Annotated in this window: 1 protein-coding gene; it reads left to right on the plus strand. The window is 63.6% G+C overall.

Annotated elements, in window-relative coordinates:
- The coding region (locus tag HMPREF3151_RS06605; protein WP_141741352.1) for an HNH endonuclease signature motif containing protein at positions 1-387 on the plus strand (387 nt) is incomplete at both ends.

Here is a 387-nt window from a genome sequence, read left to right on the forward strand (position 1 = left end):
ACGACGTCATCCTCACCTTGACTGACGGCACCATCATGACGGGTGCGGAGTACCTCCAGCAAGAGTTCGGCGAAGCCTTGGAGGTCGCAGCCTTCCACCCGGAGAAAGGGGCAGTCAACCTCTACGACACCGAACGCTTCGCCAACCAGAAACAGCGCGATATGGCCTGCATGGTCTCACCCGTGTGCGCGTTTCCGGGCTGCCGCCACGGGGCGTATGCTTCCGAGATCCACCACGTGGACGCGTGGAAACACGGCGGGCTGACCAACATGGATAACCTGGCGCCGCTGTGCCGGTATCACAACCGCATCAACGACGATGACCCCTGGCGCAACACCCGCGGCCGCATCGCCATGATCAGAGGCGCGCCCTGGTGGGTCTCACCGC

This window comes from Corynebacterium sp. HMSC05H05 (genome assembly GCF_001807265.1).
Lineage (GTDB): Bacteria > Actinomycetota > Actinomycetes > Mycobacteriales > Mycobacteriaceae > Corynebacterium.